The sequence below is a fragment of the Hwangdonia sp. genome, assembly GCF_048381975.1.
Lineage (GTDB): Bacteria > Bacteroidota > Bacteroidia > Flavobacteriales > Flavobacteriaceae > Hwangdonia > Hwangdonia seohaensis.
The window spans coordinates 271,942-298,591 of sequence record NZ_JBLWYT010000001.1; the positions used below are offsets into that span (position 1 = coordinate 271,942).

Below are 26,650 nucleotides of genomic sequence, written 5' to 3' on the forward strand. Positions count from 1 at the left end.
ACTATTTTAGCATTTGTTGATATTTTTTTTACATATTTGCTCCACGTTAATTAAAACCCAAATTACTTATGTGTGGAATTGTTGGATATATAGGACATCGAGAAGCTTACCCCATTATTATTGAAGGGCTTAAACGCTTAGAGTACCGTGGCTACGATAGCGCCGGTATTGCTTTGTTTGATGGCACCGACCTTAAAATTTCGAAAACCAAGGGAAAAGTATCGGACTTAGAAGAGCGATCGGAAAAAGAAATTACCAAAAACGGTAGTTTAGGTATTGGTCATACCAGATGGGCAACCCATGGTGTGCCTAACGATGTAAACTCGCATCCCCACGCTTCAAATTCAGGCGAATTGGCCATCATTCACAATGGTATCATTGAGAATTATGATGCGCTAAAAAAAGAGTTGATTTCCAGAGGTTACACCTTTCAATCAGATACAGATACCGAAGTCTTAATTAATTTAATTGAAGACGTAAAAAAGAACGAAAACGTAAAGCTTGGTAAAGCCGTACAAATTGCATTAAATCAGGTAATAGGCGCTTATGCCATTGCTGTTTTCGATAAAACCAAACCCGGTGAAGTGGTTATTGCCCGCTTAGGAAGCCCGTTGGCCGTGGGAATTGGCGAAGATGAGTTTTTTATTGCAAGTGATGCTTCGCCTTTTTTAGAATACACTAAAAATGCTATTTATTTAGAAGATGAAGAAATGGCAATTATTAGATTGGGGAAGGGCATAAAAGTTAGAAAAATAAAAGACGATTCGTTAGTGGTTCCCTATGTACAAGAGCTTCAAATGAATCTTGAGCAAATAGAAAAAGGCGGTTACGAGCATTTTATGCTTAAGGAAATACACGAACAACCTCGAGCCATTAGAGACACTTATAGAGGCAGGTTATTAAGAGACGAGGCTATTATAAAAATGGCCGGTGTTGAAGATAACATGAAAAAGTTTTTAAATGCCAATCGTATTATTATTGTGGCCTGCGGCACGTCGTGGCATGCGGGTTTAGTGGCCGAATATATTTTTGAAGAATTTTCTAGAATCCCTGTTGAAGTTGAATACGCTTCAGAATTCCGTTATAGAAACCCCGTAATAACCGATAATGATGTGGTCATTGCCATTTCGCAATCTGGTGAAACTGCCGATACGTTGGCAGCCATAAAACTTGCAAAATCCAAAGGAGCTTTTGTTTTTGGGGTTTGTAATGTGGTAGGTTCGTCTATTGCCAGAGAAACCCATGCTGGTGCTTATACACACGCAGGACCGGAAATTGGCGTGGCTTCAACCAAAGCATTTACAACACAAATTACCGTTTTAACCTTAATTGCATTACGTTTGGCTAGAGCCAAAGGCACGATGTCAAGTTCAACTTTTAGAATGTATTTACAGGAATTGGAATTGATCCCGCAAAAAGTAGAACAATTATTAAAGGTAGACGAACACGTAAAAGACATTGCCAGACAATATTTACTATCAACCAATTGTTTGTATTTAGGTAGAGGCTATAATTTTCCCGTAGCGTTGGAAGGTGCTTTGAAGCTAAAGGAAATCTCTTATATTCATGCTGAAGGCTATCCTGCAGCAGAAATGAAACACGGCCCTATTGCTTTAATTGACGATAGGATGCCAGTAATTGTTATTGCAACAAGTAAGGGGCATTACGAAAAAGTAGTGAGTAATATTCAGGAAATAAAATCAAGAAAAGGTAAAATCATTGCGGTTGTAACCGAAGGAGACACTGCCGTAAAGGAAATTGCCGATCATGTTATTGAGATTCCAGATTGCGAGGAAGCTTTTTCACCTTTATTAACTACTATACCATTACAACTTTTATCGTATCATATAGCTGTAATGCGCAATTGTAATGTAGACCAACCACGTAACTTAGCAAAATCTGTTACGGTAGAGTAAAAATGCTTCTCGTGCAAATTATTAATTTATAAATTGCACGGGAGATATTCTCTTTCATTCTCAAATAAACACCCAATTTATAACGTATTATTCAAAAATTTAAAGTGATTTTTGTTAAAAACTACTATGCGCGCATAATTTTTTTATGTTTTTATATTGTAATAATGTTATATATATTTATATTGCTAAACAATAAATTAAACTAACTCTTATACATGAAAACTATTCTCCCCTTTTTACTGTTGTTGTTTTGTGGATTGACTTATTCTCAAACAACATCAATTTCTGGAACAGTCGTTGATGACAGCGGCCAACCACTTCCAGGAGCAAACATTATTGTTACAGGTACTTCCACAGGAACGGTAACAGATTTTGATGGTGCTTTCAACTTAAGTGTCGGCCAAAATCCGCCTTTTTCTGTGCAAGCTAGTATGATTGGTTTTGAAACCGTTACTATCGAAGTGACCACAAACAATCAAGTACTTAACTTTGTTCTTAACGAAGGTACAGCATTAGATGAAGTTGTAATTTCGGCATCCAGAACACCTGAGCGAATTTTTGAATCGCCCGTAACTGTTGAGCGTTTCGGATTGAAGGAAATTAAGAATACCGCTTCCGCGGATTTTTATGATGGACTTGAAAACCTAAAAGGCGTTGATGTGAACACCAACAGTTTAACGTTTAAATCGGTTAACACAAGAGGTTTTGCAACATTTGCCAACAACCGTTTTATGCAATTGGTTGATGGTATGGACAACTCAACTCCAGCCTTAAACTTCCCTATAGGAAATTTAGTGGGTATGACGGAGACCGATGTTTTAAGTGTGGAGTTGCTTCCAGGTGCATCATCGGCATTATACGGTGCAAATGCCTTTAACGGTATTTTGTTTATGCGAAGTAAAAATCCTTTTGACCATGCAGGTATAAGCACTTCATTTAAAAAAGGAATCACCTCTCAAGAAGCGGCAGGAGATAACGAATATACCGATTTAAGTATTCGTGCTGCACATAAGTTTAGCAACAAATTTGCTGCTAAAGTTAATTTTGGATACTTAAAAGGAACGGATTGGGCAGCAAATAGTTTAGAAGATAAAGATTCTCAAGGTGGGACAAGGGCTTCCAATTTAAGTTATAACGGTGTCAACGTATATGGTGATGATTTTAAAAGAAACATCCATAGTGTCGCGATAACCATGGAAGGCTTAGGTTTATTGCCGGCTGGTGCAAGTGCACTAGTGCCATCGGAAGAAGTAAGTAGAATTGGGTATAATGAAAGTGATTTAACCGATTATAACGCTGAAAGTGTTAAAGCGGACTGGGGTTTATATTTTAGACCTTGGGAGGATGATTTTGAAATTCAGTATGTTGGAAAGGTAGGAACAGGTACAACAATTTACCAAGGATTAAACAGATATAATATTGATGGTTTTTTCCAACAGCAACATAAGCTAGAAGTTAAAAATGACCATTTCTTTTTAAGAGGCTATGTGGTTTCTGATAAAGCTGGTGATTCGTACGATATGACGGTAACAGGTATCCAGATTTTAAATGAATGGAAAGACCATGTTACCTATTTCGGTGAATATACAGGAGCATATGTTCAAGCAACCCTTGGAGGGGCAACTAACGACCAAGCTCATTTAGCAGCAAGAGCACAAGCTGAATCTGGTCGTTTTGAACCTGGAACTCCACAATATAAAGCGGCATTTAATAGAAGTATCAATGACCCTAACTTAATAACGGGTTCTAAATTTCAAGATGCTTCAAAATATTACCACGCTGATGGAAACTATAATTTAAGCCATTTAATTGACTTTGCTGAAATTCAAGTTGGTGGTTCTTACAGAAGCTACAGTTTAAACTCTGGGGGTACGATCTATACTGATGCCGCTGGTCCAATAGACTACTCGGAATTTGGTGTTTATACTCAAATTCAAAAGAGCTTCGAACTAAATGAGTCTTTAGAGCTTAAACTAACGGGATCTGCTCGTTATGATAAATCTGAATTTTTTGACGGGTTTGTTTCACCAAGAATATCAGCAGGTTTAACTATAAATAGAAACCATAATATTAGAACATCTGTGCAAACAGGATTTAGAAACCCAACAACTCAAGATTTATTTATTGGATTAGATTCTGGCCAAGGCTTTTTAGTAGGTTCAGCTCCTTCAAATTTAGAACGATGGTCAAGGCCTTTAGATGTTAGTGGTCAAGGTCAATTGTTAGGGCAACCAGCAACTATTACACAAACAGGAGCCGCTCCATATACCAATTCATATACAGCGAGTTCATTAGAGGCATTTGGAGCTACAGGTGATCCTACATTATTACAGGTAGCAAATCCAGATTTAATAAAACCTGAAAAAGTAACGTCTGCAGAAGCAGGGTATAGAGGTAAACTTGATAAGTTTATTGTAGATTTTAGTATGTACTACAATAGTTATGAAGATTTTATTTCTCAACAACGCGTTGCTTCTCCTTATTACGGGGTTGCCGGAGATGGCGGATTATCGGTAGCGGCTATAGCTAATGGAGATTTTCAAGGTTACAGTGCATACACAAATTCTGAAGCAAAGGTTAACTCTTACGGAGCTTCCATTGGTTTATCTACAAAAGTATTTGGGAATTTTGATATAAGTGGTAGTTATACTTATGCTAAATTGGATTTTGATCAAGAGAAGTATCCTAATTTCGCTACCAATTTCAACACGCCAGAACATAAGTTCAAAGCGTCTTTTGGAAATACGGAATTGTTTAAAAACTTTGGATTCAACATAGCTTATAGATTTAGTGATGATTATTTCTGGGAAGCCACTTTTGGTAATGGTTTAGTGCCAGAATTTCACGTAGTTGATGCTCAAATCAATCTTAAAGTTCCAAGCTTTAAATCTACTTTTAAAGCGGGGGCAACAAACCTTTTGGGTGACGAATACTATACGGCATTTGGAACCGGAAATATAGGGTCGATGTATTATCTATCATGGACAATTAACAACTTATAAAATGAAAACTATTATGAATACTAAATATATATGGCTATTAATAATCCTAATTGGGTTTTCAGCATGTAACGAACCTGAAGATGTTCTTAAAGGAACCAGTGAAGAACCAGAAGTTGTTGTAGAATTGCCAGCACTTACAGCTGGATCAGCAGATTTTTCAAATTATGTGGCTATAGGAGCTTCATTTACCGCTGGCTTTACAGATAGTGCCTTATTTAAGGCGTCTCAAGAAAACTCATTTCCCAATATTTTAGCTCAACAATTTTCAAATATAGGAGGAGGCGCTTTTACGCAACCCCTAATGAATGACAATATTGGTGGAATTGCTGTTGGAGGGGTTCAACTCCCTGGGTCATCAGTTGGTCCAAGATTAGTTTTTGGTGGCGCCGGTCCGGTTCCCTTATCCTCTGTAATAGGTCCAGTGACCTCTACCACAGACTTATTGATTAATAATCCAACGGGTCCTTTTAATAATATGGGAGTTCCAGGTGCTAAAAGTTTTCATTTATTATTTGATGGCTACGGAAACCTTGGAAACCTAAATTTAGGGTTGGCCAATCCGTATTTTATCAGAATGGCATCAAGTCCAACGGCCACTATATTAGGTGATGCGATGGCACAAAACCCAACATTTTTTACCTTATCAGAAATTGGTGGTAACGATGTATTGGGCTATGCAACTTCTGGTGGCGATGGTTCAAATACCATTACGCCTTCAGCTGGTCCTCCTGGAGTTGGTTTCGATCAAACATTCGGGTTTCTAGTATCAACCTTAACCTCTGGTGGAGCAAAAGGCATTGTTACTAACGTTCCTTATGTTACCGATTTACCTCATTTTACAACCGTACCCAATAATGCGTTGGAGATAGATGCTGCAACAGCAGGCCAATTAACTGGCTTTTTTCAAGCAGTTGCAGGAATATTTACTCAAGTATTAATTGCACAAATGGTACCACCAGCACAGGCACAGGCTATTGCTAGCCAATACGCCATACCTTTCAGTGAAGGGAAAAACAGGTGGATTATAGACGTACCTGTTACACAAACAAACCCATTAGGGTTTAGACAAATGACTGAAGATGAATTGCTCGTTTTAACTATAGATCAAGATGCATTGGCTCAAGGTTATGGGTCTGTTGCTTTATCAAATGAAGTGCTTCAAGTATTGGGCTTGTTACAAGCTGGCGGTACACCAACGCCACAACAGGGTGCTTTAGTTATTGGGGCTGTTAACGGTATTGATGACGGAGATGCTTTGGATAGTGACGAACTTGCCGAAATAAAAAACGCCACTGATGCTTATAATGCAACAATAGCTGCGATTGCAAATGCCAATGAAAATGTTGCTTTGGTTGATTTAAATAGTATTTTAGGTGAAGCTTCAACAACTGGTTTTTCGTCTGGGGATTTTACTTTAACTACCAATTTAGTAACTGGTGGTGCTGTGGGGCTGGACGGTATTCACTTAACAGCAAGGGGATATGCGGTAATGGCAAATGAGATTTTAAAAGTTATTGATGCTGCATTTGGATCAAATTTTGAAGCTTCAGGAAACTTGGTAAATGCTGGCGATTATCCAACTAATTACCATCCAACACTTCAATAAATATTAAAAATAATACATTCTTAAAACACCTTCTTCTCGAACTTCGGAATGAAGGTGTTTTTTTATGTAAAAAAGCTTCAAAAACGACTTTCATTCTAAATTAAAAAATATATCTTTGCACGCGAAAACTCAGAGTGTTTTCATAGAATTAAAACGCATAATATTAAACACATAAGTAATGTCTAAAGTTACAGGTAAAGTTGCACAGATAGTAGGTCCAGTTATCGATGTTGAATTCGGAGCTGGTGCTGAACTTCCAAAAATTTATGATTCATTAGAAATTAAAAAAACCGACGGTTCTATTTTAGTACTAGAAGTACAGTCTCACATCGGAGAAGATACGGTGCGTACTATTGCTATGGATTCTTCGGATGGGTTGAGTAGAGGAACAGAGGTTACTGCTACTGGCGCACCTATTCAAATGCCAATTGGCGATGATGTTTATGGCCGTTTATTTAATGTAATTGGAGATGCTATTGATGGCCTTGGAGATTTGCCTAAAGCTGGAGAAGCTGGTTTGCCAATCCACAGAGAGGCACCAAAATTTGAAGATTTATCAACATCTACCGAAGTTTTATTTACAGGTATTAAAGTAATCGATTTAATTGAGCCTTATGCAAAAGGTGGTAAAATTGGTTTATTTGGTGGTGCCGGAGTAGGTAAAACGGTATTGATTCAGGAGTTGATTAACAATATTGCAAAAGGACACGGTGGACTTTCAGTATTCGCAGGAGTTGGTGAAAGAACTCGTGAAGGGAATGATTTACTTCGTGAAATGTTAGAATCAGGAATTATCCGTTATGGTGACGATTTTATGCATTCTATGGAAGAAGGCGGATGGGATTTATCTAAAGTTGATAAATCTAAAATGAAAGAATCAAAAGCAACTTTCGTATTCGGGCAAATGAATGAGCCTCCTGGAGCACGTGCTCGTGTGGCACTTTCAGGATTAACCATTGCTGAGTATTTCCGTGATGGGGCTGGCGAAGGCCAGGGGAAAGACGTACTTTTCTTCGTAGATAACATTTTCCGTTTTACACAAGCTGGTTCTGAGGTATCTGCATTATTAGGTCGTATGCCTTCTGCGGTAGGTTACCAACCAACATTAGCAACCGAAATGGGTGCGATGCAAGAGCGTATTACTTCAACAAAAAGAGGGTCTATTACATCGGTACAAGCGGTTTACGTACCTGCGGATGATTTAACCGATCCTGCACCTGCAACAACTTTTGCCCACTTAGATGCAACAACCGTACTATCTCGTAAAATTGCTGAGCTAGGTATTTATCCTGCGGTAGATCCATTGGATTCTACTTCAAGAATTCTTACGGCCGATATTTTAGGAAAAGAGCATTACGATTGTGCACAACGTGTAAAAGAGTTATTGCAACGTTATAAAGAATTACAAGATATTATTGCCATTCTTGGTATGGAAGAATTGTCTGAAGAAGATAAAATGGCTGTAGGTAGAGCAAGGCGTGTACAACGTTTCTTATCGCAACCGTTCCACGTAGCAGAACAGTTTACCGGTATTCCTGGAGTATTGGTTGATATTAAAGAAACCATTAAAGGATTTAACATGATTATGGATGGTGAATTAGACCACTTACCAGAAGCAGCGTTTAACCTTAAAGGAACTATTGAAGAAGCTATTGAAGCTGGTGAGAAAATGTTAGCTGAAGCGTAAAATTTAGTCCACAGTCCACAGTCCGCAGAGACTGAAGACTGAAGACTGCAAACTGAAGACTTAAAAAGATGTATTTAGAAATTGTATCACCCGAAGCCACTTTATTTAGTAGTGAAGTTGATTCTGTAGTTGTTCCTGGGATAAATGGTGAGTTTGAAATGCTAAAAGACCACGCGCCTATAGTCTCTTTGTTAAAAGAAGGTACTATTAAAATTAAAACCCATACACAAAGTCATTTGGTATTTGATGAGCTTCACGCCGAGGTAACGCCTCATAATGACGACCAAAAAGTACTGACTTTAAAGATAAAATCCGGTACTTTGGAGATGAAGGATAATAAAGTGATTGTATTGGCAGATTAATTACAAAACACATATTTTATAAAAAAACGCTTCAGAATTTCTGAAGCGTTTTTTGTTTCCTGTCTGTTCGAGTGATTTCAAACGAGTTTGAAATGGTATCGAGAACTTATACCTTTTTAATAACATTGGTAACAATGCCCCAAATAACGAAATTATTATCACTTGTGATTTTTATAATGGGGTAGTTAGGATTTTCGGGCTGTAACCAAATACCTTCTGCATTAACTTTTAAACGTTTTACGGTAAACTCACCATCGAGAAAGCATACCGCTATTTTGTTATGCGTAGGCTCTAAGCTTCTGTCTATAACCAGTAAATCGTTATCGTCCAGTCCGGCCCCTATCATAGATTGCCCGCTTACCCGAGCAAAAAAAGTGGCTTCTTTATTTTTTACGAGTTCCCGGTCTAAGGATAGGCGCTGTTCTTTAACATCTTCGGTTGGCGAAGGAAAGCCTGCTGAAATGCCAGCATCGAAAAAATGTGCTCCAGAATTGTTATGGGTTTTTGGCGCAAATAAGGTTAGTGTGTTGGATTTGTGAAGCTGCATTTGTTTATCTGTTTTTTTAATTGACACGTTGGTTTGCGTTAGGGATTGATGCGGCATCCTTTTGCTTTTTCGCAAAAGATATAGCGGAAAGCCCGACCACTTGCCCTGAGCGCAGTCGAAGGGTTGTGGTAACGCCCAAATAAAATTATTTATTTTGTTTAAATTTAGTTTTTATTTATAAGATTTTGACCTTTTAGTGGGCTTTATTTTACAACCATCGTTATTGGAGAGAATAGCAACTGGTTTTCCTTGTAAATTAGGGTTAAAAACACGTTCGCAAGAAGCATAGAAATTATTACAATCTACAAGTGCAAACATAGCTGTAAAGATACTGGAAATAGTGCTCGGTTTTTAAGTGTTTAAACTAATAATTTCCCAAAACTGACCGTTGGATGTGTAGTTTTTTAACACCTTAAAGCCAATGGCCTTATGGGCATAAGATGAGCGTTTGTTTTTAATGTCTACTTCGGTAATAATGGCGTCGAACTTGTGTTTTAACTCTTGCGCCATATATTGATATAATCCCCTAAAAACCCCTTGGCCTCTTGCTTCTTTATCGACGCACACTTGCCCCATTACCATATAATTTAATGGACGGTTTTGTTCGTTGATAGCTTTGTCTATTTCGGTAAACATGGGTATGAGTACCGGAATTTGGTCTCTAAATTCCCTTACCATTGAAAGGGCGTAGCCCACCACTTTAGCGTTATATTTTGCAATGAAATGTGGACAGGCATCGTTCATTTTTTTTAGTAGTTCAAAATCGTGTTTTACAGTTAAAAAGCCCTCTTTTTCTTTACTATCTTTAGAAATGGCATCGTATAGATTCTTTTTTTGAAGATTTAAAATTTGATGTAAGTCTTCAGCAGTTGATGCTCTATGGTATGTTATGTCAGTCTTCAACATATTCTAAAATATCACTAGGTTGACAATCGAGTGCTTTACAAATGGCTTCGAGTGTGGAAAATCTAACAGCTTTGGCTTTACCGGATTTTAATATCGATAAGTTTGCCGTGGTAATACCAATAATTTCCGCCAGCTCCTTGCTTTTCATTTTTCGTTTTTCGAGCATGATGTCGAGATTTACTATTATTGGCATGGGTTATATGGTTAATTCGTTTTCTTCTTCAGCTAGTTTTCCTCGTTTAAAAATTTCGGCAAGAAGATAAAAAGCCAATCCTGCTGGGATTAAAAAGGTGAATTCCGCTTTAAGTTCGTTAAAAAAGTTAAAAGTAGATTTGCCAATCGCGGCTAAAAGAAATCGCAATACCAAAATATTGATGGTATATAAAATAAAAATGTTACCTATCTTTTTAAAGTACTTAATATTATTATCGCTAAAGTAGTTTCCGTTTTCAATTTCTTTCAGAATCGATAAAAAATAAGAAAAACCATAAATAAGATACGCCTTCCAAAAAAACAATCCTGCACTAATCGCGTAATAACTCCATTGGATTGCATTTTTTGAAGTAAACCAAGATTCATTTTTATCTGCTGATTTTACCCAATTTTGAAACGTTTCAAATTGGTTAAAATCAAACTCGCGTAAATCATTAAGTAATATTGAAACTGCTGAAATTAAAACAGCCCAGGTAACGATGGTTAAAGTTTGCGTATTGTCTTTCATAATTATATGGTTAATTCGTTTTACGACTGCATTTCAAGTCGCCTTAGGTAGAAATATTATCGTTTAACAATAACAAATATATAAAAATTATCGATAAACAATAATATTGTGTTAAAAACTTATTTTTGAAATTAGACCTATCAGGTTTTGAAAACCTGACAGGTCTTGACTATCTTTGATTAATGCTACCTCAAAAATTACATCAAAAACTCGAAGAGCGCAAAGCGAATAATGCCTTACGTCAACTTGATTCAAGCAATGGTTTGGTAGATTTTTCATCAAACGATTATTTAGGGTTTGCCAAATCCGAATCTATTTTTAACGCTACGCACAACCTTTTAATTGGGCATAATATGAAGCAAAATGGATCAACGGGTTCGCGTTTGCTTTCGGGCAATCATTCATTTTATAACATTGTAGAATCCTTGGTTGCCGATTTCCATAATAGCGAATCGGCATTGATTTTCAATTCGGGTTACGATGCCAACCTTGGCTTTTTTAGCAGTGTGCCGCAACGCGATGATGTTATTTTTTACGACGAATTTATACACGCTTCCATTCGCGATGGTGTTTTACTTTCCAATGCAAAAGCTTATAAATTTAAGCACAATAATGTGAAAGCCTTGGATGAGATGTTGGAACGCGTTCAGTATAAAGGCAACGCATACATTGTTACGGAGTCTGTTTTCTCTATGGATGGCGATGCCCCGGATTTGGTTGCCATGTGCCAATTAAGCAAAAAACACAAAGCCTTTTTGGTGGTTGATGAAGCCCATGCTATTGGTGTTTTTGGCACATACGGCGTTGGTTTAATTCAACAATTAAACTTAGAAGAATACGTTTTTGCACGTTTGGTAACTTTTGGAAAAGCCATGGGTTGTCACGGTGCCGCTATTTTAGGAAGGGCTGTTTTAAAACAATATTTAGTCAATTTTGCCCGCAGTTTTATTTACACAACAGCTTTGCCACCACACACGCTCGCTACTGTTCATTCGGCTTATAATGCGTTGGTTTCTACGAAAAACATAGAAAAGTTGCATCAAAACATTCAGCATTTTAAAAAAGAAATTGTTGAAAACAAACTTCAAAATCATTTTATTGAAAGCAATTCTGCAATACATTGCTGCATTATTTCAGGTAATGAAAAAGTGAAATCAATGGCAAAAAAACTTCAAGAAAACGGTTTTAATGTAAAACCCATTTTGTCGCCAACAGTCGCAAAAGGCGAAGAGCGCTTACGCTTTTGTTTGCATAGTGATAATTCGGAAAACGAAATATCGAAAGTATTACGGCTCTTAACTACATTTGTAAATATATGAGCGAGACCTTTAAAACCATAGCCAGATTTCAGTATTCTTCTGAAGCCCAAATTATAAAGGGCAGATTAGAAGCCGAAGGCATTCAAGTTTTTTTATCCGATAATCTTACCATCGATACCGACCCGCTGGTTAGCAATGCCATTGGTGGCGTTAAATTAAAAGTGCTGTCCACCCAAGCTATGAAAGCACAACATATTTTGAATGCCATACACAAGTATTCGGTTGATGACGAAGGCAACACCTTAAACTGCCCGAATTGCAAAAGTGAAAGAATAGAGCTGTTTTCTACAATAAAAGACCTAAAATCCTTTTTTGCCTTTATCTTTGGGTTTCTTTTCGGTGCACTGCCTTTACACGCAAAACATAAATATAAATGTGAAGATTGTAATACTGAATTCGATTTAAAATGATTTTTTAGCCGTTACCGAAAGTTCGGGAGCGGTTTATTGTTAAAATATTCAATGAAAAACAACACATATTTTATAACAGGAATTTCAACCGAAGTTGGTAAAACCATAGTATCGGCAATAATTACTGAAGCTTTGGAAGCCGATTACTGGAAACCTGTTCAAGCAGGCGAATTGGACCATGGCGATACGGATAAAGTGGAACGATTGGTGTCGAATTCCAAATCCAAGTTCCACCCCAATGCTTATGCGTTGGAAACGCCAATGAGTCCGCACGCAGCTGCAGAAATTGACAATATTACTATTGATATTAAAGAAATTAAAGTTCCAAAAACAAGTAACCATTTGGTTATTGAAGGCGCTGGCGGGTTGTTTGTGCCTTTAAATAATACACAAACGGTTTTCGATTTAATAAAACCTAATTATAAGGTTATAGTGGTTTCAAGGCATTATTTAGGAAGCATTAACCACACGCTTTTAACCATTAATGCTTTAAAACAAAAAGGCTTCGATGTTTTTTTGGTTTTTAGCGGAAACGAACACAAATCAACAGAAAGCATCATTAAAAAAATGACAAATGTCCCTGTTATTGGGCGTATAGATGAAGAGCCTTATTTTGATAAAAATGTAGTAAAGGAATATGCTGAATTGTTTAAAGATAACTTGTAGCTGTCATTCCTGCGAAAGCAGGAATCCACTATGCAACTAAAAGTTAAAAAATAGATTCCCGCCTTTGCGAGAATGACAAAAAAAATGAATTTAAAAGAACGCGATAAAAAACACCTGTGGCACCCCTTAACACAGCACAAATTACACCCGGAAACCATTGCCATAACCAAAGCAAAAGGCTGTATTTTAACCGATGAGGATGGCAACGCGTATATCGATGCTATTGCCTCTTGGTACACCTGTATGTATGGGCATTGCAACGCGTATATAACCAGTCGGGTTTCGGCACAAATGCAACAATTGGACCAAGTGGTTTTTAGCGGATTCACACACGAGCCCGCTATAAAATTATCCGAAGCCCTTATTAAAATACTCCCTGAAAACCAGAACAAGATATTCTTTAGCGACAATGGTTCAACGGCTGTTGAAATCGGTATTAAAATGGCGTTACAATACCATTTTAACAAAGGCGAAAAGCGCAATACCTTAATTGCTTTTGAAGACGGATTCCACGGCGATACTTTTGGCGCGATGAGCGTTTCCGGTTTATCGATTTACAACGGACCTTTTGAGGATTTCTTTTTAAACGTAAAACGTATTCCTGTCCCAAATGGAAAAAATCACGATGCCATTTTAAAAATGTTGCGAGACATAGTATCTAATAATAAAGTCGCTGGATTTGTTTACGAACCTTTGGTACAAGGTGCAGCGGCCATGAAAATGCACAACGCCGAGGGGTTAAATGAGATTCTTGAATTCTGCAAAAACCAAAATATCATTACCGTTGCCGACGAGGTGATGACGGGCTTCGGAAAAACGGGTAAACATTTTGCGTCGCTTTATATGGAAACCAAACCAGATATTATGTGTTTGAGCAAAGCTTTAACCGGCGGGTTATTGCCCATGGCTTTAACCACGTGTACGCAAAATATTTATGAGGCTTTTTATAGTGACGATATGAGCAAAGGCTTGTTTCACGGGCATACGTATTCAGCAAATCCGCTGGCCTGTACCGCAGCTTTGGCGTGTGTGGAATTGTTGCAATCCGATGATATTCAAAAACAAATTCAAGCTATTAACGCTTCGCACCAGGCATTTGAGAGTCGTATAAAAACGCATCCTAAAGTAAAATCCACACGACAATTAGGCGTTATTTTTGCCCTCGATTTGAACATAGAAATGGAACGCTACGGTAATTTACGCGATAAGCTTTTTAAATTTTTTATGGACAATGGCGTGTTTTTACGTCCCTTAGGAAGCACCATTTACATTCAAGCGCCTTATGTAATCACCAAAAAACAATTGGAAAAAGTCTATCAAGTTATTGAGGATGCATTAGAAATGATTTAGTTAAAATCTAAATCATCAGGTATTTCATCTTTATCATCATCAATAACGGTTTTTTCATTGGCTTTAGAGCAATCAACTAATATTGAAAGGTTTGCTGGTTCCTCAAAATCTTCTTTAGAGATATTTAAGCTTTCATCGGCATAACAGCTTTTCATGTACAAGCCCCAAATAGGCAACGCCATGGCCGCACCTTGACCGTAAGTAATGCTTTTAAAATGGACTGCTCTTTCTTCGCCACCAACCCAAACGCCAGTAACCAAATTTGGTACCATGCCCATAAACCAGCCATCACTTTGGTTTTGTGTGGTTCCTGTTTTTCCGGCAATAGGATTTGTAAACTCGTAAGGGTAGCCCGTAACCACTTCTCTATAGTCTGCTCTGTTAGCGTCGGCGCCTTTTGTACGTAAGCGAACGCCCGAACCAGATTGTGTTACACCTTCCATAAGTTTTACCGTTACATAAGCTGTTTCTGCACTTAATACATCGTTGGTTTCAGGTGAAAATTGATATAAAATGGTGCCGTTTTTATCTTCAATAGTGGTTACCATAACAGGTTTGGTGTACACGCCTTTATTGGCAAAAGTGGCGTAAGCACCAACCATTTCGTAAACGCTTAAATCGGGTGTCCCTAAGGCAATGGATGGCACCGGAGGAATATCAGATTCTATGCCTAATTTTCGTGCTAAATCGATAACGGTTTGCGGACCAACCTTATCGATTAATCTAGCTGTAATGGTATTTACAGAATTAGCCAACGCATTTTTTAATGTTCGCGTACCGCCATAATTAAGATTGGAGTTTTTTGGGCACCATTCTTCTGGGTTGCCGTGCTTGTTGGCTTCAATACAAAACGGTGTGTCTGGAAGCTCGTCGCAGGGCGATAAGTGCAACTGATCTACTGCCGTAGCATAAACCAAAGGTTTAAACGTAGAGCCTATTTGACGCTTACCTTGCTTAACCATATCGTACTGAAAGTGCCTGTAATTCATGCCGCCAACCCAAGCTTTTACATGACCGGTTTGCGGATTCATGGACATCATGCCGGTTCTTAAAAACGATTTGTAATAACGCATGGAATCGATAGGTTTCATAATGGTATCCCGCTCTGAAGGTTTGCCGTTTTTCCATTCAAAAACAGTCATTTGTACCGGTTTGTAAAATGAGTCTTCTATCTCTTTGTCCGGTTTTTTTAAGTCGTATTTCATGTGTCGCCAACGTTCGGATTGTTTCATTGAACGCTGCATTAAAGTATCAATGGCGCCATTGGTTAAATCCAGAAACGGTGCCGTTGGGTTTCTATCGGGCGTGTTTTGATGGAAAAACTCTGCTTGCAACTTAGGCATGTGTTGCTGTACCGCATCTTCAGCATACTTTTGCATACGCGAGTCGATGGTGGTATAAATTTTTAAGCCATCGTTGTATAAATTCCAATTGGTGCCGTCTGGTTTTGGATTGTTTTTTATCCAATCTTTCATAAAACCAGCAAGGTATCCTCTAAAATAAGTAGCAAGGCCTTCGCGATGCGATTCCGGGGTAAAGTCTAAATCCAGTTCGGTTTTCTGTAAGGAGTCTTTAACCTGTTCATTAATATATCCGTATTTTTCCATTTGAAGCAAAACAACATTACGTCTGTTTTTTACGCCAACTGGATTTCTGCTTGGTATTGGATTATAAAAGGAAGAGTTTTTAAACATACCCACCAACATAGCGGCTTCTTTAATATCCAAATTTTTGGGTTCTTTATTAAAGTATATTCTGGAGGCACTGCGTATGCCATCGCCATTGTTACCAAAATCGTAAACATTAAAATACTGTGCTATAATTTCTTCTTTGGTATATTGTCGTTCTAATTTAATGGCAATAACCCATTCTTTTATTTTTTGGGTTATAGTTTCAAATATATTGTTGGTTCTAACGCCCACAAACAACTGTCTTGCCAATTGTTGCGAAATCGTACTGGCGCCACCCCGTTTTCCCAAAAAAGCAAAGGCTCTTAATGTGCCTCGGGCATCGATACCAGAATGCTCGTGAAAACGGGCATCTTCAGTAGCGATTAAAGCATCGACTAAATGGGGCGACAAATCCTCAAAAGCTACGGGAGTTCGGTTATCGTTAAAGTAATATTTCCCCAGGGTTACACCATCGGCAGAAATAATTTCGGTTGCCAAATGGGTTTTAGGGTTTTCCAATTGCGTATGGTCTGGCATGGCTCCAAGCCAACCCCACGATGCTGCTGAAAATATAAGTGCCACTGCCAGAATACCTACTGAGAACAAAATCCAAAACCAACGGATATATTTTGAAAAATCCTGTGTGCCTTTTGTTTCCTTTTTTGCTTTTGTTTTTGCCATTTAATTTTGAATATTAAATACACTTCGACTTTAGCCTGTCTTGAGCGAAGACGAAAGGCTCAGTGTGACAATTGATCGTTTTTATTTACTTGATGGGTTTTCTATTCTAAAGCCAACATCTGTGATACCTTCAAGCTCCACAACACCATTTACTTTTCCGTTTTCCCGCATAGCATGTTGGATACTAACCACATATTCGCCTGCTTCTTTAAAAACAACATGCTCTTTGTACCACAATTTATTTTCTTTAACACCCGTTATTCCTGTTCCTAAAAGCTTTCCGTTGGGGTCTGCCATTCTGTATTCTAAAGTGTCTTTTATGGTTTTGCCATGAGGAAAAACCATTTCGACTATTAAATACAAATTGTTAAATTTATAATCGTTGGTATTTCTTAAATTAACAAACAAATTATAGGGCTTTATTGAATCTGGTGGATTTACCGTAAAGCTAACCACAGAATCTTTATGCCATGTGTTTGGAACCGGTTTATAGGTATCGAAAACACGGTTAGAATCGCATGATACCAAAACAAAAGAAAAAATTAAAGAAAACAATACCGAACTACTTCGCTTCATTTTTACTTTTTTGAGGTTTTCTTCTGTTGTTTTTTTTGTTTCTGTTGTTACGGCCCTTATTGTTTTTACGTTTGTTACGCCCTTTTGGACTATCGAACCGCGTTAAACTATCTTGTCCTACAACGTTCTCAAACTCTGTTTTAGTATCTTCAATAAGGTCTGAGGCGTATTCTTCAAGGCTTGCAATTTTTTTGTTTTTCTTATTGGCCTCAATAATTTCATTAGCTTGGGCAGTGGTTATTTTGTGCCAATTCATCCATTCGCCTTCGTAGGCATACCACATGTGTCCTTTAAAAATATCGGTTTTCTGGCATACTGCCGTTCCTTTTTCGGTTTTAAGTTTTATATCGGTTTTGGGGAACGCTTTTAAAGCATCCAAATACGTATCGAGTTCGTAATTTAAGCAGCATTTTAATTTACCACATTGGCCGGCAAGCTTTTGTGGGTTTAAAGATAATTGCTGATATCGGGCTGCCGAGGTACTTACCGATCTAAAATCAGTTAACCATGTGGAGCAACACAACTCGCGCCCGCAAGAGCCAATGCCACCAAGTCTTGCCGCTTCTTGACGAAACCCAACTTGTTTCATTTCTATGCGTGTTCTAAACTCGCGGGCAAATACTTTTATAAGTTCCCTAAAATCTACACGCTCTTCGGCGGTGTAATAAAATGTGGCTTTACTGGCATCGCCCTGAAACTCGATGTCCGAAATTTTCATTTGTAATTTCAAATCGATGGCAAATTGGCGCGCTTTCACTTTCATTGGTTCTTCTCTATCGCGTGCTTTTTGCCAAATATCAATGTCTTTCTGACTTGCCTTTCGGTAAATTTTTAAAACCTCGTCGCCTTTGGTCGAAACATTTTTGCGTTTCATTTGAACCCGCACCAATTCCCCCGTAAGGGTAACCATGCCAATGTCGTGTCCCGATTTTGCTTGGGTAGCAACCACATCGCCAATACTTAAGGTTAGGTTTTCGGTGTTGTGATAGTAGTTTTTACGCCCGTTTTTAAACCGGACTTCCACCCAATTAAAGGGTTTTTCGCCGTTTGGAAGCGACATATTTGCGAGCCAATCAAAAACAGTTAGTTTGTTGCAACTGTCTGTGCCGCAAGTGCCGTTGTTTTTACATCCTTTAGGTTGACCGTCTTTTCCAGTTGAACAACTGTTACAAGCCATAAATTTCTATATATTGAATTCGTTAATAATCAAATTATTACGAATGAAGGTTTATAAATCTTTTTAGATTCCCACTTTCGTGAGAATGACAAAATGAGTGGATTTTTGAAACAAAGTTTCAAAAGAAATCTTCACGACGTAAATATAAGATTATTCTAAAGACTTAAAACAAAGAATTTATAGTTGTTGATTTTGATTGAGGTTTAGCCCTCCTTCTTTTTTAAAACTTCAAAAATATTCCTTAAATCTTTTTTATAGGGCAAATGGTCTGCGCGCCCTTTTTTGAAGATGTCGTTGCTATTGCCTTGGCCTTTACGCAGCTCTTTTTGCTCTTCGTAAGGAAGGGCGTGTATCTCTTTACAGTTTGTCGAGCAGCAATTGTTCATTTCTGCTTTGCAGGAATCGCATTGAATAAACAATAAGTGACATGCATCGTTGGCGCAATTGGTGTGCACATCAAAAGGGCTTCCGCATTGGTGGCAGCGAGCAATAACGTCGTCACTAATTTTTTCGGCTCTGCGCTCATCAAAAACAAAATTTTTACCAATAAATTTATTTTCTAAATGCTTTTCGTTTACTTGTCGGGTGTATTCAATAATACCGCCTTCCAATTGGTACACATTCTTAAATCCTTTATGCTTAAAATACGCGCTGGCCTTTTCACATCGGATACCGCCAGTACAATACATAACCAGGTTTTTATCTTCTTTATGGTCTTTTAAATCGTCTTCAATAATATCCAACGATTCTCTAAAGGTATCCACATCTGGGGTCACGGCATTTTTAAAATGACCGATTTCGCTTTCGTAATGGTTGCGCATATCAACCAAAACAGTTTTGTCGTCCTCAATAAGTTCATTGAATTTTTCGGCACCCACATGAATGCCTTTGTCCCGAACATCAAAAGTGTCATCGTTTAAACCATCGGCAACAATTTTGTGGCGCACCTTTACTTTAAGCTTTAAAAAAGACATATTGTCTTGCTCAACAGCAATATTTAAACGGATGCCTTTTAAAAAATCGATGGTATCCAAATGCGTTTTAAAGGCGTTAAAACGATCTGCCGGAAGCGATAACTGCCCGTTAATGCCTTCGTGGGCTACGTAAATTCTACCCAGAACATCCAAGGCGTTCCAAGTAATAAACAATTCGTCTCTAAATTCTTGAGGATTGGTAATTTTAGCGTATTTATAAAAAGAAAGCGTTAACCGGTCTTTACCAGCTTTTTCGATTAATTCGGCTCTTTCTTTAGCGCTTAATTTATTGTACAGTTGCATGCTATACTAATGTTTTAAGGTTAAAACCGCATGGTGCGGAATAAAGAAATATTTTAAAATGCAAAAGTACAATTTTAAAAGGATAGCACAATAAATCGTATAAAAAAGCACCTTAAATAATATAAAGTGCTTTACTAAAATAGTTTGAGTTAGTCTAATTCCCAACCATTATTAGATCAATTTCATAGCAAAATTTTTCCTGCGTTTATTTTATAGATGCAAAATATGTAAAAAGGTTGCGTGGTATTTTTAATTTATATTGAAATAACATCAAAAACATCAAATTGTTTGGGGTAGATTTTGTCCATAGTACAAATTAACAACGACGTTTTTTCTTTAGTTTTAAATTGAATTTTTAAAAGGGGTTTTTGATATGCTTTAGGAAGTGTAGCGGTCATTATAGAGTCGTTTTCGCTTAATTTTATAATGAAAACGGGTTCGGGACCACCACCACACGATGTTTGATTTATTACGGTTCCGGTTTGAATGGATTCATCTTCATTTTGAGAATCACAAGCAATAAATAAAACACAAACACATAAAAAAACGACGGAAGTTTTAAACATATTTTTGGATATTAAATTTTGAAAATAGCTTCTATATTTTAAAGATGAAATATTTGAATAAAGGTTGCGTGGTACATTTGAATTAATTATCAAAAAAACGATTTTTTTGCTTAAAATTTTAATGTTGAAAACTATTATTGTACCATGAAAAAAGATGTAGTATTTTAGCATATATAATTTCAGAAAAAACAGAAAATGAGTAACGAAAAAGAAAAAGAAGCAAAATTAAAAGCGTTAAAACTTACATTAGATAAATTAGATAAAGCCTATGGCAAAGGCACCGTAATGAAAATGAGCGATGCTGCCGTAGTTGATGTCGATGCCATTCCGTCCGGCTCTTTAGGATTGGACATTGCCTTGGGCGTTGGTGGCTATCCGCGTGGTCGGGTTATAGAAATTTATGGGCCGGAATCCTCGGGTAAAACCACATTGACTTTACACGCTATTGCCGAAGCCCAAAAAGCTGGTGGTATTGCTGCATTTATTGATGCCGAACATGCCTTTGATAGATTTTACGCTGAAAAACTTGGGGTTGATATTGATAATTTAATTATCTCGCAACCCGATAATGGCGAGCAAGCTTTAGAGATTGCAGACAATTTAATTCGCTCTGGCGCTATAGATATTGTGGTGATAGATTCGGTTGCGGCCTTAACGCCAAAAAGTGAAATTGAAGGCGAAATGGGCGACTCAAAAATGGGCTTACATGCGCGTTTAATGTCCCAAGCCTTAAGAAAACTAACGGGTTCGATAAGCAAAACCAATTGTACCGTGATTTTTATTAACCAATTGCGCGAAAAAATAGGCGTGATGTTTGGCAATCCCGAGACCACAACTGGTGGTAATGCCTTAAAGTTTTATGCATCGGTTAGATTGGACATTCGTCGTTCTACTCAAATTAAAGATAGCAACGGTAATGTTTTAGGAAACAAAACCAGAGTTAAGGTGGTTAAAAACAAAGTGGCTCCGCCTTTTAAATTGGCTGAGTTTGATATAATGTATGGCGAAGGCGTAAGTAAAGTGGGCGAAATTTTAGATGTGGCCGTTGAGCACGAAATAGTTAAGAAAAGTGGTTCGTGGTTTAGTTACGACGATACCAAACTCGGGCAAGGGCGCGATGCCGTAAAAGCTATTATTAAAGACAATCCCGAACTCATGGACGAGCTCGAAGATAAAATCAGAACCGCTTTAAAAGCATCAGAATAAATAAAAAATCCCGACTTTTCGGGATTTTTTATGCAATTATATCAATACGGCACGCAACCTTTCGTTTTTTTTTGCATCTATGAAATACAAAAACATGTATTAAAAAGAAAAATTAAAAAAATTATTTGCAATGAAAAAGTTAGTCGCCCTAAGTTTAGCTTTATTTTTATTTGCGTCATGCAGTCTTGATGATGATAGCCAAAATTACAGCTTTGAAATTTTACCTATTGAAAGCGTTGATATTCCCGATGAGTTTACTCTAGGGGAAACCTACCCAATAACGGTTTCCTATTTTAAGCCATCAACATGTCACTCTTTTAAGGAATTTTATTATTTGAGAGAAAATAACGAACGTACGGTTGCCGCCATTAATTATGTGTTTAATAACAACAGTTGCGACACATTAACAGACGAGCTGGTAGAAGCCACGTTTAATTTCATTGTTACCAGTAACGGATCATATATATTTAAGTTTTGGCAAGGAGAAGATGCTAGTGGGGAAGACCAATATTTAATTATTGAAGTGCCCGTAACAGAGTAAGTTTAAGTATTAACCTATACGTGTTTTAATTTGAGTTTAAATCAACTCATAGAAAATTGTAGAATTAATGATACTAAAGCCCAAGGAGAATTGTACAAACTCTTTTCGAGTAAACTATTCTCCGTATGCTTAAAGTATTCGAGGAATTATGCCGAAGCAGAAGATAATTTGCAAGACGCATTTTTAACCATTTTCGATAAAATAGAACAGTATAAAGGCAAAGGCTCTTTTGAAGGCTGGTTAAAGCGGATAACCATAAACACGGTTTTACAACGCTACCGAAACGAAAAGGTTTTTGATATTATAAATGAAAACGTAGCCGACGAGGTTGAAATAGAGATTGACGAAGACCAAATACCTTTAGAGTATCTCTTAAAAATAATTCAAGAATTACCAGATCGTTACCGTTTAGTGTTTAACCTTTATGTTTTAGATGGCTATTCGCATAAAGAAATAGCGGAGATGCTAAACATAAACACGGGGACTTCAAAATCCAATTTAGCACGAGCTAGACAAACGTTGAAGGACACTATAGAACAGTATAAAACAAGACAAAGTTTACAATCCTTATAATGAGTGATAAAAAACATATAGACAGATTATTTCAGGAGCGTTTTAAAGATTTTGAAGCCACGCCCAGTGATGCTGTTTGGGCAAACATTGAAACCGAACTTTATAAGAAAAAGAAAAAACGACGCCTTATTCCTATTTGGTGGCGTTACGCAGGCGTTGCGGCTTTACTGTTGCTTTTGCTCACTGTTGGCGGTTTGTTTTTCAATGATTCCAATACCACTGAGCCAACCAGAGTTGTTGATACAAAAGAGGCGGTTTTAAATGATTCGAACAAAAAGGACAATAACACTTTAATTGATTCCGATAAAAAAGAACCAAAAATTATTGACGAAAAAGAAGCTGTCGCCACATCGAATACCGAAAAAGAATCGACTGAAAAAGTATCTGATTCAAAAACCGATGAAGCTCTTAAAAACATGACGCCTTCAAACGAAACATCGGTTGCCGAAAATACGTTTTCAAAACACAAAAATGAAGGCACACAAAAATCGCAGCAGCCTTCAAATAAAAAATCAAGTGTTTCCGATGCTATTGTAAAAAGCGATAACACCACGGCAGTTGCTCAAAATTCAACAGAAAAAAGCAACGCGACTATTCAAAATAAAAATGAAAGCCCTCAAATCGACATCGATAAAGCAAACGGAATAATTAACAATTCCACAAAAAACAATACCGCTATTGCGGATGTAAAGCCGGATGATATTTCGACAGATTCGATAGCCAAAACCGAAGCTATTGCCGATAACAACATCAAAGAAAACACGCTTACCATTGAGGAAGTATTAGATAAAAACAAAGATATTATTGAAGAAGAGGACGAAAAATTAAATAGGTGGAGTATTGCCCCAAATGCTGCGCCTGTTTATTTTAGTAGTTTGGGCGAAGGCTCTTCCATCGATCCGCAGTTTAATAACAACTCGAAAAGTGGCGAACTCAACATGAGTTACGGTATTAAGGCCAGTTATGCGGTTAATAAAAAACTAAGTATTCGCACCGGGATAAATAGAGTTAATTTGGGTTACAACACCAATAATGTTGTGGTGTTCCAATCCTTAAGTTCCAGCTCTAGTTTATTGCAAAATGTAAATACAAATACTGGTACGGCCGATGCTGTTTCTATTATAAGCAGCGAAAATGTAAACACTTCAAAAAGTCCGGAAGCTTTTGCAAAAACCTCAAACACGTCCATTAATCAAGATATGGGTTACATTGAAGTGCCTTTGGAAATTCAGTACGCACTCACAAACAAAAAATTAGGGGTTAACCTTATTGGTGGCTTTAGCTCGTTCTTTTTAAATAAAAATGAAATATTCTCGGAAATTGCGGGCTCTCGAACCCTTTTGGGCGAAGCGAGCAATATTAACAACGTAAGTTACAGTGCCAATTTTGGTGTGGGGTTAAATTATAAAGTTTCGCAAAAAATAGATTTGAATTTTGAGCCGATGTTCAAATATCAAATCAATACGTTTAATAACACGTCTGGTAATTTTAAACCTTATTTTATTGGGGTTTACACCGGATTTGCTATAAAGTTTTAGGTTTTTGGTTAGATCTAGATATCGGTTTCCTTTAAGCTCGGAAACCAATATCGAAAAGGAACTGCTCTCCCAAGAGCAGTTTTTTATTTGTTAAAAGTGATTTATTTTTAATAAAATGATAATCTTTTTTTGCAAATAACACTCCACTTTTTTTTATCCACCTTTTTTAAAGTATAAACAAATTGGCCATCATTATGCTTAGATAGATATATAATAGCATGTGTTTTTTGTTTATTAAAAATGGGGTTTGATAACCTTATCATCCCTTCATCATGTTCTATTTTCCACATTAAAAATTTTCTATCAAGTAAATCATAATCATCTTTTATTGTTTCTTTTAATTTTTTAAAACGAATAATAGATTGTGGCCGTTTTAATTCCAGATTAGTAAATACTTTAGATACATCTATTTTAGCATAATTCCATGTTTTATCGGTAGTTTTTAGTTGTTTTTGCCTATCTATATTTGAGATTATATCCTTCATTTTAGAATTACAAGAATCTTTGTCTATCCCTAATAATAAAAACTCATTTATTTTTTTATCATCTAACCTAACAATTTTAGGGTGTAAATAAACACTGTCTTTTTCAGTATAGTCATTTAGTAATGAGTTTACCAAATGATACTTATTTATATCAATAGTTTTACATGATACAAAAAAAGCAACTAAACATAAAAAACAAATTAATCTAATCGCACGGAACTGATAAATTCCCCTTTGATGTAGCTCCCGCATCATTTGGTAATATTTCATCTTGAATTAATTTTAGTATTTGTTGTCTTTTTAAAGTGCCACTCGGATACAGTTCATTAAACGCAGTAGTACTCTCTAATCCTCCCCAAGCCAATTTTTGCAAAAACTCTTTTAAACCATTAAGAGAATCTGTTGGGCTTGTATCGTAATCAGAAAAATCATTAGGATTATATCCGTTTTCCATAGCCCAAGTATAAGTAACCTCAGCCATATCATTGACTAATGAAGCCATATAAGGATGGTGATCATTACCAAATCCTGCTCGGTGCTTAGAAAATCCTTCAACTAACTTAGCGTATGTAGGATTTCCTGATCCTTCTATTTGAAAACTTCCTGCTTGATAGAAATAAAAAAGCATAGCATGAACATTTTCATGAGCTACTGTATTAATAATATCCAGCTCTGTTGAACTATTTAACCTCTGAGAGTTTAATTTAATATTATATTTTAATGGTTGACCAGTAATAGCAACTGTTCTACCTCCTTCCATAATATTATTGAGATTTTCTGCGGTAAAATTAACGCTTACATTGTCATTTCTATCAAAAATATCTTGAAAAAGCTGAGAAAGGGGAGAACAATTTCCATAAACTTCTACAACAATATCAGATTGACAAGGGTAGTTTTCAGTAAAATCTTCATCTATAATAATATTCTCATTAGCATGATTGTCAGTAGCAGGATTACCACCATGAGGAGCATGATTATGGTAATTCCCACTACCCGTATATCCTGTATTTACCCAAACATACTCTGTAGTTGAACCATTGTAAACAGAATGTGTATAAGTCCATCCACCAGTTCCATTCCCTCTGTACCAATCAGTATAATGTTTCGTTCTTGAAAACATCCAAAACCCACCACCTTGAGAACCCCCATCATCTGATGGGAATTTTGATTGTAAGTTATTATTATTTTTACCTTTTCCAGAAAATTCATTTAAAAACTTACCATCTTTATAAGCTTTTAAGGCTAAAGATTCTCCTTTAAGATTATAATGATATAGGGTCCCTGAAAACTCTTTTGGAGAAAAGTATGAGATATTATTTACGTTTTTATCATCATTAGCAAAAAATTTGATTAACTCGAAATACCAACGGTCTGAATCATCTTTAAAACCTAATACTTTATACTTAAAGTTAAAGCGCTGTTTTTCATTTTCAATTGTGTTTTTAACTTTTAATGATGTATTAAACTCATAAACAGCTTTGTTTTCTTTTATATTTTCTTTAGAAATAAAATCGTCCCAATGCACCACTAAATTTTTACTTATAAATGAGTCCTTAAAATTTTTAAGAGAAAACTCATTTTCTATGTATTGCATTTCTGTAAGCTGTGATTGCAATTGATTTACTTCTTCTTTTTCGCAATTCCAAAGAAAAAGGGAAATACTAAAAGCCAGTATTCCTAGTTTTAAATAGTTTTTAAATTTCATAAAAAAATAGTTAAAGTTAATAGTAGAGTACTACTAAGTAATAATGAGAGAGAATTGCTATACTACAAACCTAAAGCATTTATTTGTAATAAAATACTTGTATTTGTTAAAATATTACTGTTTTATGAAATATCTTAAATTACTGCTGTGGGTAACCCGTAAA

Annotated in this window: 24 protein-coding genes and 1 pseudogene; 13 read left to right on the plus strand and 12 right to left on the minus strand. The window is 36.7% G+C overall.

Translation table 11 applies throughout. The annotated features are described in order from the left end of the window. Nucleotides 1-68 precede the first annotated feature (68 nt). From glmS to ACN5J7_RS01205, 5 genes are all read left to right on the plus strand, one after another. Nucleotides 69-1,916 carry a glutamine--fructose-6-phosphate transaminase (isomerizing) gene (glmS, locus tag ACN5J7_RS01185; RefSeq protein WP_418602341.1) on the plus strand — a complete coding sequence of 616 codons (1,848 nt, stop codon included), beginning with the start codon at nucleotides 69-71 and terminating at the stop codon, nucleotides 1,914-1,916. Nucleotides 1,917-2,131: 215 nt separating this feature from the next. Further along, nucleotides 2,132-4,918, plus strand: coding sequence for a TonB-dependent receptor (locus tag ACN5J7_RS01190; protein WP_418602342.1), 2,787 nt, complete (start codon nucleotides 2,132-2,134; stop codon nucleotides 4,916-4,918). Between the two features lie 13 nt (nucleotides 4,919-4,931). Continuing rightward, nucleotides 4,932-6,524: a G-D-S-L family lipolytic protein gene (locus tag ACN5J7_RS01195; RefSeq protein ID WP_418602343.1), complete on the plus strand. Its 1,593-nt coding sequence runs from the start codon at nucleotides 4,932-4,934 to the stop codon at nucleotides 6,522-6,524. A 178-nt stretch (nucleotides 6,525-6,702) separates the two neighbouring features. After that, complete coding sequence (atpD, locus tag ACN5J7_RS01200) at nucleotides 6,703-8,211, plus strand: F0F1 ATP synthase subunit beta (RefSeq protein WP_311936932.1); 1,509 nt, start codon at nucleotides 6,703-6,705, stop codon at nucleotides 8,209-8,211. Between the two features lie 68 nt (nucleotides 8,212-8,279). Continuing rightward, a complete protein-coding gene (locus ACN5J7_RS01205; RefSeq protein ID WP_311936934.1) occupies nucleotides 8,280-8,573 on the plus strand; it encodes a F0F1 ATP synthase subunit epsilon in 294 nt (97 codons plus the stop codon). Nucleotides 8,574-8,679: 106 nt separating this feature from the next. Here ACN5J7_RS01205 and ACN5J7_RS01210 read toward each other — a convergent pair whose 3' ends face one another. From ACN5J7_RS01210 to ACN5J7_RS01230, 5 genes and pseudogenes are all read right to left on the minus strand, one after another. After that, complete coding sequence (locus ACN5J7_RS01210; protein WP_418602826.1) at nucleotides 8,680-9,120, minus strand: LexA family protein; 441 nt, start codon at nucleotides 9,118-9,120, stop codon at nucleotides 8,680-8,682. 180 nt (nucleotides 9,121-9,300) lie between these two features. Further along, a pseudogene (locus ACN5J7_RS01215) lies at nucleotides 9,301-9,438 on the minus strand (SOS mutagenesis and repair protein UmuC); the annotation flags it as partial. Between the two features lie 33 nt (nucleotides 9,439-9,471). Beyond that, nucleotides 9,472-10,026 carry an N-acetyltransferase family protein gene (locus ACN5J7_RS01220; RefSeq protein ID WP_418602344.1) on the minus strand — a complete coding sequence of 185 codons (555 nt, stop codon included), beginning with the start codon at nucleotides 10,024-10,026 and terminating at the stop codon, nucleotides 9,472-9,474. Beyond that, on the minus strand, nucleotides 10,013-10,219 hold the full coding sequence (locus ACN5J7_RS01225) for a helix-turn-helix transcriptional regulator (protein ID WP_311936938.1): 207 nt from the start codon (nucleotides 10,217-10,219) through the stop codon (nucleotides 10,013-10,015). Before ACN5J7_RS01225 ends, ACN5J7_RS01220 begins: the two co-directional genes overlap by 14 nt. Before the next feature lie 3 nt (nucleotides 10,220-10,222). After that, a complete protein-coding gene (locus ACN5J7_RS01230; protein WP_311936940.1) occupies nucleotides 10,223-10,747 on the minus strand; it encodes a DUF2975 domain-containing protein in 525 nt (174 codons plus the stop codon). Nucleotides 10,748-10,929: 182 nt separating this feature from the next. Here ACN5J7_RS01230 and ACN5J7_RS01235 point away from each other — a divergent pair, with 182 nt between their 5' ends. The 4 genes from ACN5J7_RS01235 (at nucleotide 10,930) to bioA (ending at nucleotide 14,492) form a co-directional block, all read left to right on the plus strand. After that, nucleotides 10,930-12,066 (plus strand): aminotransferase class I/II-fold pyridoxal phosphate-dependent enzyme, encoded by a 1,137-nt coding sequence (locus ACN5J7_RS01235; protein WP_418602345.1) that lies wholly within the window; start codon nucleotides 10,930-10,932, stop codon nucleotides 12,064-12,066. Then, nucleotides 12,063-12,476, plus strand: a complete 414-nt coding sequence (locus tag ACN5J7_RS01240; protein ID WP_418602346.1) for a DUF2007 domain-containing protein — start codon at nucleotides 12,063-12,065, stop codon at nucleotides 12,474-12,476. Before ACN5J7_RS01235 ends, ACN5J7_RS01240 begins: the two co-directional genes overlap by 4 nt. Nucleotides 12,477-12,527: 51 nt before the next feature. Next, nucleotides 12,528-13,142, plus strand: coding sequence for a dethiobiotin synthase (gene bioD / locus ACN5J7_RS01245; protein WP_418602347.1), 615 nt, complete (start codon nucleotides 12,528-12,530; stop codon nucleotides 13,140-13,142). An 84-nt stretch (nucleotides 13,143-13,226) separates the two neighbouring features. Then, on the plus strand, nucleotides 13,227-14,492 hold the full coding sequence (gene bioA / locus ACN5J7_RS01250) for an adenosylmethionine--8-amino-7-oxononanoate transaminase (protein WP_418602348.1): 1,266 nt from the start codon (nucleotides 13,227-13,229) through the stop codon (nucleotides 14,490-14,492). On the opposite strand, the gene ACN5J7_RS01255 is transcribed toward bioA, so the two are convergent. The 5 genes from ACN5J7_RS01255 to ACN5J7_RS01275 form a co-directional block, all read right to left on the minus strand. Beyond that, nucleotides 14,489-16,843, minus strand: coding sequence for a penicillin-binding protein 1A (locus tag ACN5J7_RS01255; protein ID WP_418602349.1), 2,355 nt, complete (start codon nucleotides 16,841-16,843; stop codon nucleotides 14,489-14,491). The genes bioA and ACN5J7_RS01255 overlap by 4 nt on opposite strands. 81 nt (nucleotides 16,844-16,924) lie before the next feature. Next, nucleotides 16,925-17,419 carry a gliding motility lipoprotein GldH gene (locus ACN5J7_RS01260; protein ID WP_311936955.1) on the minus strand — a complete coding sequence of 165 codons (495 nt, stop codon included), beginning with the start codon at nucleotides 17,417-17,419 and terminating at the stop codon, nucleotides 16,925-16,927. Then, on the minus strand, nucleotides 17,406-18,596 hold the full coding sequence (locus ACN5J7_RS01265; protein ID WP_311936957.1) for a regulatory iron-sulfur-containing complex subunit RicT: 1,191 nt from the start codon (nucleotides 18,594-18,596) through the stop codon (nucleotides 17,406-17,408). Before ACN5J7_RS01265 ends, ACN5J7_RS01260 begins: the two co-directional genes overlap by 14 nt. 203 nt (nucleotides 18,597-18,799) lie before the next feature. Continuing rightward, nucleotides 18,800-19,873 (minus strand): rhodanese-related sulfurtransferase, encoded by a 1,074-nt coding sequence (locus ACN5J7_RS01270; protein ID WP_418602350.1) that lies wholly within the window; start codon nucleotides 19,871-19,873, stop codon nucleotides 18,800-18,802. A gap of 254 nt (nucleotides 19,874-20,127) precedes the next feature. After that, entirely contained in the window at nucleotides 20,128-20,439 is a 312-nt protein-coding gene (locus ACN5J7_RS01275; RefSeq protein ID WP_311936963.1) for a hypothetical protein, read from the minus strand. Nucleotides 20,440-20,634: 195 nt separating this feature from the next. Between ACN5J7_RS01275 and recA the strand changes: the two genes are divergently transcribed. The 4 genes from recA to ACN5J7_RS01295 all read left to right on the plus strand — a co-directional run bounded on the left by recA (nucleotide 20,635) and on the right by ACN5J7_RS01295 (nucleotide 24,297). Continuing rightward, nucleotides 20,635-21,645 carry a recombinase RecA gene (recA, locus tag ACN5J7_RS01280; protein WP_418602351.1) on the plus strand — a complete coding sequence of 337 codons (1,011 nt, stop codon included), beginning with the start codon at nucleotides 20,635-20,637 and terminating at the stop codon, nucleotides 21,643-21,645. Between the two features lie 130 nt (nucleotides 21,646-21,775). Then, nucleotides 21,776-22,186, plus strand: a complete 411-nt coding sequence (locus tag ACN5J7_RS01285; protein WP_311936968.1) for a hypothetical protein — start codon at nucleotides 21,776-21,778, stop codon at nucleotides 22,184-22,186. A gap of 30 nt (nucleotides 22,187-22,216) precedes the next feature. Then, nucleotides 22,217-22,759, plus strand: a complete 543-nt coding sequence (locus tag ACN5J7_RS01290) for an RNA polymerase sigma factor (RefSeq protein WP_418602352.1) — start codon at nucleotides 22,217-22,219, stop codon at nucleotides 22,757-22,759. Continuing rightward, a complete protein-coding gene (locus ACN5J7_RS01295) occupies nucleotides 22,759-24,297 on the plus strand; it encodes a hypothetical protein (protein ID WP_418602353.1) in 1,539 nt (512 codons plus the stop codon). Before ACN5J7_RS01290 ends, ACN5J7_RS01295 begins: the two co-directional genes overlap by 1 nt. Before the next feature lie 107 nt (nucleotides 24,298-24,404). Here ACN5J7_RS01295 and ACN5J7_RS01300 read toward each other — a convergent pair whose 3' ends face one another. Next, nucleotides 24,405-25,052, minus strand: coding sequence for a hypothetical protein (locus ACN5J7_RS01300; protein ID WP_418602354.1), 648 nt, complete (start codon nucleotides 25,050-25,052; stop codon nucleotides 24,405-24,407). Further along, nucleotides 24,988-26,487, minus strand: coding sequence for a hypothetical protein (locus ACN5J7_RS01305; protein ID WP_418602355.1), 1,500 nt, complete (start codon nucleotides 26,485-26,487; stop codon nucleotides 24,988-24,990). Before ACN5J7_RS01305 ends, ACN5J7_RS01300 begins: the two co-directional genes overlap by 65 nt. Nucleotides 26,488-26,650: the final 163 nt, after the last annotated feature.

Bases quoted from the DNA above. Each gene is read 5' to 3' on its own strand.
- ACN5J7_RS01195 (WP_418602343.1), top strand. From the start codon at position 4,932: ATGAATACTAAATATATATGGCTATTAATAATCCTAATTGGGTTTTCA.
- ACN5J7_RS01295 (WP_418602353.1), top strand. From the start codon at position 22,759: ATGAGTGATAAAAAACATATAGACAGATTATTTCAGGAGCGTTTTAAA.
- ACN5J7_RS01285 (WP_311936968.1), top strand. From the start codon at position 21,776: ATGAAAAAGTTAGTCGCCCTAAGTTTAGCTTTATTTTTATTTGCGTCA.
- ACN5J7_RS01255 (WP_418602349.1), bottom strand. From the start codon at position 16,843: ATGGCAAAAACAAAAGCAAAAAAGGAAACAAAAGGCACACAGGATTTT.
- ACN5J7_RS01305 (WP_418602355.1), bottom strand. From the start codon at position 26,487: ATGAAATTTAAAAACTATTTAAAACTAGGAATACTGGCTTTTAGTATT.
- ACN5J7_RS01225 (WP_311936938.1), bottom strand. From the start codon at position 10,219: ATGCCAATAATAGTAAATCTCGACATCATGCTCGAAAAACGAAAAATG.
- ACN5J7_RS01230 (WP_311936940.1), bottom strand. From the start codon at position 10,747: ATGAAAGACAATACGCAAACTTTAACCATCGTTACCTGGGCTGTTTTA.
- ACN5J7_RS01240 (WP_418602346.1), top strand. From the start codon at position 12,063: ATGAGCGAGACCTTTAAAACCATAGCCAGATTTCAGTATTCTTCTGAA.
- ACN5J7_RS01220 (WP_418602344.1), bottom strand. From the start codon at position 10,026: ATGTTGAAGACTGACATAACATACCATAGAGCATCAACTGCTGAAGAC.
- ACN5J7_RS01205 (WP_311936934.1), top strand. From the start codon at position 8,280: ATGTATTTAGAAATTGTATCACCCGAAGCCACTTTATTTAGTAGTGAA.
- recA (WP_418602351.1), top strand. From the start codon at position 20,635: ATGAGTAACGAAAAAGAAAAAGAAGCAAAATTAAAAGCGTTAAAACTT.
- ACN5J7_RS01275 (WP_311936963.1), bottom strand. From the start codon at position 20,439: ATGTTTAAAACTTCCGTCGTTTTTTTATGTGTTTGTGTTTTATTTATT.
- ACN5J7_RS01190 (WP_418602342.1), top strand. From the start codon at position 2,132: ATGAAAACTATTCTCCCCTTTTTACTGTTGTTGTTTTGTGGATTGACT.
- ACN5J7_RS01270 (WP_418602350.1), bottom strand. From the start codon at position 19,873: ATGCAACTGTACAATAAATTAAGCGCTAAAGAAAGAGCCGAATTAATC.
- ACN5J7_RS01260 (WP_311936955.1), bottom strand. From the start codon at position 17,419: ATGAAGCGAAGTAGTTCGGTATTGTTTTCTTTAATTTTTTCTTTTGTT.
- ACN5J7_RS01300 (WP_418602354.1), bottom strand. From the start codon at position 25,052: ATGAAATATTACCAAATGATGCGGGAGCTACATCAAAGGGGAATTTAT.
- glmS (WP_418602341.1), top strand. From the start codon at position 69: ATGTGTGGAATTGTTGGATATATAGGACATCGAGAAGCTTACCCCATT.
- ACN5J7_RS01265 (WP_311936957.1), bottom strand. From the start codon at position 18,596: ATGGCTTGTAACAGTTGTTCAACTGGAAAAGACGGTCAACCTAAAGGA.
- ACN5J7_RS01235 (WP_418602345.1), top strand. From the start codon at position 10,930: ATGCTACCTCAAAAATTACATCAAAAACTCGAAGAGCGCAAAGCGAAT.
- ACN5J7_RS01210 (WP_418602826.1), bottom strand. From the start codon at position 9,120: ATGCAGCTTCACAAATCCAACACACTAACCTTATTTGCGCCAAAAACC.
- atpD (WP_311936932.1), top strand. From the start codon at position 6,703: ATGTCTAAAGTTACAGGTAAAGTTGCACAGATAGTAGGTCCAGTTATC.
- bioD (WP_418602347.1), top strand. From the start codon at position 12,528: ATGAAAAACAACACATATTTTATAACAGGAATTTCAACCGAAGTTGGT.
- bioA (WP_418602348.1), top strand. From the start codon at position 13,227: ATGAATTTAAAAGAACGCGATAAAAAACACCTGTGGCACCCCTTAACA.